This is a genomic window from Streptomyces durbertensis (assembly GCF_014156695.1).
Lineage (GTDB): Bacteria > Actinomycetota > Actinomycetes > Streptomycetales > Streptomycetaceae > Streptomyces > Streptomyces durbertensis.
The window spans coordinates 1-5,469 of record NZ_WMLF01000365.1; the positions used below are offsets into that span (position 1 = coordinate 1).

General features: G+C 71.2%; 4 protein-coding genes. All 4 read right to left on the bottom strand.

Features of this window, described 5'->3' with window-relative positions; translation table 11 throughout:
- A partial coding sequence (locus GL263_RS20420) for an LLM class flavin-dependent oxidoreductase (protein WP_323379496.1) occupies positions 1 to 351 on the bottom strand: 351 nt, incomplete at its 3' end.
- 672 nt (positions 352 to 1,023) lie between these two features.
- The gene (locus GL263_RS20425) at positions 1,024 to 2,208 is read right to left on the bottom strand and encodes an MFS transporter (protein WP_182857185.1); all 1,185 of its coding nucleotides are present in this window, start codon (positions 2,206 to 2,208) and stop codon (positions 1,024 to 1,026) included.
- Entirely contained in the window at positions 2,205 to 2,543 is a 339-nt protein-coding gene (locus GL263_RS20430) for an ArsR/SmtB family transcription factor (RefSeq protein ID WP_182857186.1), read from the bottom strand. Before GL263_RS20430 ends, GL263_RS20425 begins: the two co-directional genes overlap by 4 nt.
- A gap of 153 nt (positions 2,544 to 2,696) precedes the next feature.
- Entirely contained in the window at positions 2,697 to 4,724 is a 2,028-nt protein-coding gene (locus GL263_RS20435; protein WP_323379495.1) for a SpoIIE family protein phosphatase, read from the bottom strand.
- Between the last annotated feature and the right edge of the window lie 745 nt (positions 4,725 to 5,469).

A 5,469-nucleotide genomic window follows, 5' to 3' on the forward strand; every position in this document is an offset into this window, starting at 1 on the left:
GGTCACGGGAGGGAAGGAGTACAGGTCCGAGTCGTGGGAGACGCGGCCCCGCCAGGCCCGCAGTACCAGGTCCAGGCGCTCGTCCAGGCCGGCGTGCCAGTAGCCGCTGCCGCCGCCGACCGCGTCGTAGTCGACCAGCGGCATGCCCCGTCCGGCTCCGAGGCGGAAGCGGCCCTCCGACAGGTGTTGCAGCAGCGCCGTCTGCTCCGCCACGTGCAGCGGGGAGTGCAGCGGGGAGTGCAGCGGCAGCAGGGTGACCGCCGTGCCCACCTGGACCCGTCGGGTCCTGCCCAGAGGGAAGGGACGCGGGCGCCAGGGCCGACGAGCAGAGCGAGGCGTCGGAGACGTGATGCGCGGTCACCCACAGGTCGTCGACATCGGTTTCCTCGACGCGCTCGGCAAGCGCCAGGGCGGCGGCACCCACGGCGCGGTCCGGCTGCGTGCCGTGCCGGTTGGTGGTGAGGAGCACACCCAGCCGTGTCTGCGCAGTGGCGGACATTCCGTGGTACCTCCAAGTCGGGCGAGGGGTCGAGGGCGGGCGGAGCGTGGGAGCGAGCGGCGGCCACCCCGAGCGGCGGCCGCCCCGGGCGGCGGCCGCCCCGGGCGGCGGCCGACAGACGGCTACTCGGCCGAGCGGGCGAAGCGTCGGGCGACCAGCGCCAGAGCGGCAGCACCCACGGCGCACATGGCCAAGAGTTCCAGCACGACCGGCAGTGGGACGCCACCCCAAAACAGACCCGCCGACATCGGGGCTACCGTCAAGAGGCATACGTCGCGCGGCGCAGCGCGTCCACCGCGTAGCTGTACGGGTTGACGAGGGTGAGTGCGTACAGCCAGCCGGGCAGCCCGCCAGAAGTGAACAGCTGGTCAGCAGCCGATCCAGGCGCACTACCGCTTACTGTCGAAGCCCCAGACACCCTCACCGAGGATGACCACGCAGAAACCACCGACCTCGACGAGCACCGGGACCTCACACACGTTCTCCCTCATGTTCCCACCCACAACCAACAACCTCCTTTTGCGTCATCCGACGGGTTCGCACGCTGGAACCGTTGCCGGCTCAGTGTTCCTGCGCGCGACAGTCCTGGCCGCGATCCACGCGGTGAGTGCTACCGCGAGCCCGGTGGGGACGAGCGCCCACGCCACGAGGGAGGCGGGGGCGGTGCCCGCGGTGAGGAGTGCACCGCCGAGGGCTGCGCCGACGGCGGAGCCGAGGTACATCGCCGCCATCTGGAACGCGATGATCGGCATCGCCTGTCCGGGCCGGTCCGCGGTGAGTGCCTGTTGCAGCGTCGGCACGCTCGCCCAGCCGGCCGCGCCCCAGGCCGCGGCCGCGATCAGCCACACGATCGGCGAAGAGGAAAGCCACACCGCAGCAAAGCTCAGCGCCAGCAGGGCGGGCAGCCCGACCAGCATCGGCTTGGGGCCGTAGTGATCGAGTGGCTTGCCGATCAGCGCAGAGCCGGTAACGCCGCCGATGCCCCATGCCCAGACCAGGGCGAAGCCCAGGCCCGCGAGCCCTCGATCCTCGGCCATGGGAAGCAGGTAGGTGTAGAGCCCCAGGCTTGCGACGCCCAGCAGGAAGGCCGCCACGACGCCGACGCAGGTCCGGCTCGATCGCAGCACCGTGAACGCGGACCCGCCCGCCGCTGCGTCGAGACGTGGGAGCGTCTTCGCGCGGAAGGCCAGCGCCGCCATGCTGACCACGCCGATGAGCACGACCAGGGCCATGGTCCAGCGCCACCCGGCACTCTGGCCGATGATCATCCCGACCGGCACACCCGCGACGGTGCCAGTGGACAGCCCGAAGGTCACCAGGGACATGGCGCGGCCCCGCTCGTGGTCGGCGACCGTCGCGGCAGCCGTCGCCGTCGCCACCGCAGTGAGGACGCCCGCGCCCACCCCCGCGACGACCCGGGAGGCCAGGAAGACCTCGATGCCCGGCGCGACCGTGGTGATGAGGTTGCCCAAGTTGAACACCCCGAGCGCGATCAGCAGGGCGCGGGCGGTGCTGTGGCGGGTGAGTCTTCCTGACAGCAGGGGACCGGCGACTGCGTACGCGGCCGTGAACGCCGCGACGCCCAGGCCGACCATCGCCGCCGTGGTCGTCAGGGAGTCGGCGATGGACGGAAGCACGCCCGCCAGAACGTAAGCGTCGATGCCGAGCGCGACCGCGGCAACGACGAGGGGCCACACTTTGCGGATCATGCGTCAGTCTCCCCCTCGTCGCCGGCGCTCCCGTAGGCGGTGAGCACCGTGCCGAGCAGCCCCGGGAAACGCGCCTCGAGATCCTCCTCGCGCAGCTTGATCATGCACTTGCGGCCCTCGGCCCGGACGAAGACCACCCCGGACTCGCGCAGCAGACTCGTGTGGTGGGTCAGGGTCGAGCGCGGCAGGTCGGGGCCGAGATTGATGCTGTCGACCTCACCCTGCTCGGCGAGCATCCGCACCATGTTCAGCCGCAGCGGCTCGCTGAGAGCGAAGAGCACGCGCGCGATCGCGATCTCTCCGGCCTCCGGGTGATGGTAGGTCCGTGGGGGCATGACCCAACTCCAATCGTTCGAGTTTTCTCGCACGATGATAGTTCGAGAAATCCCGCACGATCAAGTCGACCGAGGTGAACCACACAGGGCCGCCCTCGTCGGGCAACCACCCCGGCCTCCGAGACGCACCGCGACCATCCCCGAGGTCGCGGCTCAGGGCCGTGGCGGGAGGAGGGCGAGGAGGAGGGCGATGTCGTCGGGACGGTCGGTGGCGCGGCGGGCCTCGCCGACCAGGCGGTCGGCGAGCTCGTCGAGAGAGGCGGCCGCCGTGTGCGCCAGACGGGTACGCAACGCGTCGATACCGTGCTCCACATCCTCCCCTGGTTCTTCCACCAGCCCGTCGGTGTACAGGGCGAGCAAATCACCGGGGGCGAAAGGGAAGGTGAGGGCGGGGTACTCGGCGTCGGGGAGAACACCGAGCAGGATGCCGCCCGGCGCGTCCACCACCTCCGTTCTGCCGTCGGGGTGGCACAGGACCGGCGGGAGGTGGCCGGCGCGGACCATCGTGGCCTCACCCGAGGAACGGTCCCACTCGACATAGCAGCAGGACGCGAACAGCCCGGACTCGGCGTCGGCGAGTTGCCGGTTCACACGGCGCATCACTTCCTGAGGAGGCAGCCCCGCACCCGCCAACGCCGCCACCGCACTACGGAGTTGGCCCATGACGGCGGCCGCCGCCACATTGTGACCCTCCACGTCACCGATACACAGCGCCACTCCACGCTCACTGGTGAGCACGTCGTACCAGTCGCCACCGATCTCCATGCCCTGCGTACCCGGAAGGTAACGGGCAGTCACCGCCATGCCCGGCACCTCAGGGAAACGCCGGGGTAGCAGACCACGCTGGAGACCGCGGGCGAGCGCGGACTCCATGTCGAACAGCCGGGCCCGTTCCAGAGCTTGAGCGACGAGGCCACCCAGGGCCGTCAGCGACGCGCGTTCCTCCGCGCCGAAGACCCGCTGCCGGTCGAACCCCAGGATGCAGGAGCCCACCTGACGCCCGGAGGCGATCAACGGAACGAACGCCCAAGCGCTCATCTCGTCCAACGGAATACCGGGGTAGGCGGCGAGCAGCTGCCGCGGAGACTCGAAGAACATCGGCACCCCGTGCGTCAACGCCTGCACGCCGGGCAGCGACGCATCCAGAGCGACACCTTCGAACTCGTCGAGGAAGCCATCCGGGTAGCCGGACTGGCGAGCCAGGAACATCCGACGATCCCGAACGACATAGACCGCCATCTCCCGACCACCGGACAACGGGAGCAACTGATCGACCACCACGTCACACACCTGACCAACCGTCACCGCCTCGGTGAGCACACTCGCCATATGCACGATGTGATACAGCGCACCCGGCCCCGTCGCGGCCGACCCGAACCCCGCGGGCGGCTCGGGCAACTGACCGCCCGGAACTTCGGCATCCCCCGGTGGACCGGCGGGAACGACCCGGCCTGTCAGACCATGCACGTCGGGGAAAAGGTGGAACACGAGGCTCTCACCGGCCGGGTCACGGGCCAGGAAGGACGTCGGCTCCTGGGAGAGCATCGCCGATCGGTATCGGTCCTCGTACGCGGGATCAGACAACCAGGGCACCACATCCCAGGGGTAGCAGCCCAGGAGTTCGTCGCGGACGGTGTGCAGCAGCTCCTCCAGCCGGCGGTTGGCATAGGTCAGCCGCCCGTCCTGGTCGAGGGAGAACACGCCGTCGGGAAGCCGCTCCACAGCCTCCGCCGCAGCGGCGCCCTGCGCGACATCGATGAGCACCCCCACCAGACGGCCCGGTCCGGCACCGTCGGTCCCGTCGCGGACCACCCTGCCCCAGAGTTCGACCGACCTGGGCCGCTCACCGCGGTCCAGCACCCTGAAACGGCGGCCCAGGACCCGGCCGGCACGGTCCGCGTCCTCGACACACGCCTCCAGCTCGTGCCGGTCGTCCGCCAGCACGCGGTAGATCACGCCACTCACCGGGCCCTGGTACTCCCCCGGCCGGACACCAAGAATGGCGCAACACTCACCATCGGCGTTGATCGTCCCGGCTTCCAGATCCCACTGGAAGAGACCGACCCGCACACCGGTGACCGTCTCCCCCGGCAGGCGAACCGCGATCGGCTCCCCGTCGTAGCGCAGCGAGTCGCCGGTGGTGGCGTACCCGGCGAGAGCGGCGCCGAGGCGGTTGACCACCGCGCGTAGCCGTCGCCGCTGCACTCCGGCAGCACCGGCGCCCCCGGCGGCGGCCCGCACCACGAACACCACCGCCCTCACCTCTCCCCCCACCCGGACCGGCACGCACACCGACCCGAACGGGTACGGGAGCGCTGCGGCGAACTGGGGGAACCGCCGGACCCGCTCCCCGGCGTCGCTCAGGAACACCCCGCGTCCGGTGCGGAACGCCTCCGCCGCCGGCAGCCGGCCGCTGATGGGTACCCGCCACCAGGAGCGCACCAGGGAACGGGGCATTCCGGTGACCATGACCAGGACCAGCGAGCGGCCGTCAGCCGAGCGGAGGTAGACCCCACCTCCGTAGCCGCCACCCGCACGTACCGCTTTGACCAGGGCTTTTGCCAGAGACCTCCGGAGTTCCTCGGGGACGGACCACGCAGTCGACGACGGCGACGCCGCGGGCTCGTTCGGGCCGTGCGGAGCCGGGGCCCCCTGCCCGGGTGGCCCGGTGCTCGGCGGGTCGTGTGGCATCGCTGCGCTGGTCCTCCCTGACCTGGACGTGGCGACCCGTGGGTCGCGGGGCCGCGCCCGACGCCGCTGCGGTGTCCGGACGTCCGGGTGGCCGTCCGCTACGGCCCTTCCAGCCTCAGCATCTCCCAGGCGGGGCGGCCCGGCACGGCGAGCGGAAGGGCAAGCGGGGAGGGCGGCGGCCGGTGGCCGGGGTGTGCGGCGTCCGGTGGCCGGGGTGTGCGGCGTTCGGCGGAGC

Excerpts from the sequence above, each read along its gene's own strand:
- GL263_RS20425 (WP_182857185.1), bottom strand. The coding sequence starts at position 2,208 with ATGATCCGCAAAGTGTGGCCCCTCGTCGTTGCCGCGGTCGCGCTCGGC.
- GL263_RS20430 (WP_182857186.1), bottom strand. The coding sequence starts at position 2,543 with ATGCCCCCACGGACCTACCATCACCCGGAGGCCGGAGAGATCGCGATC.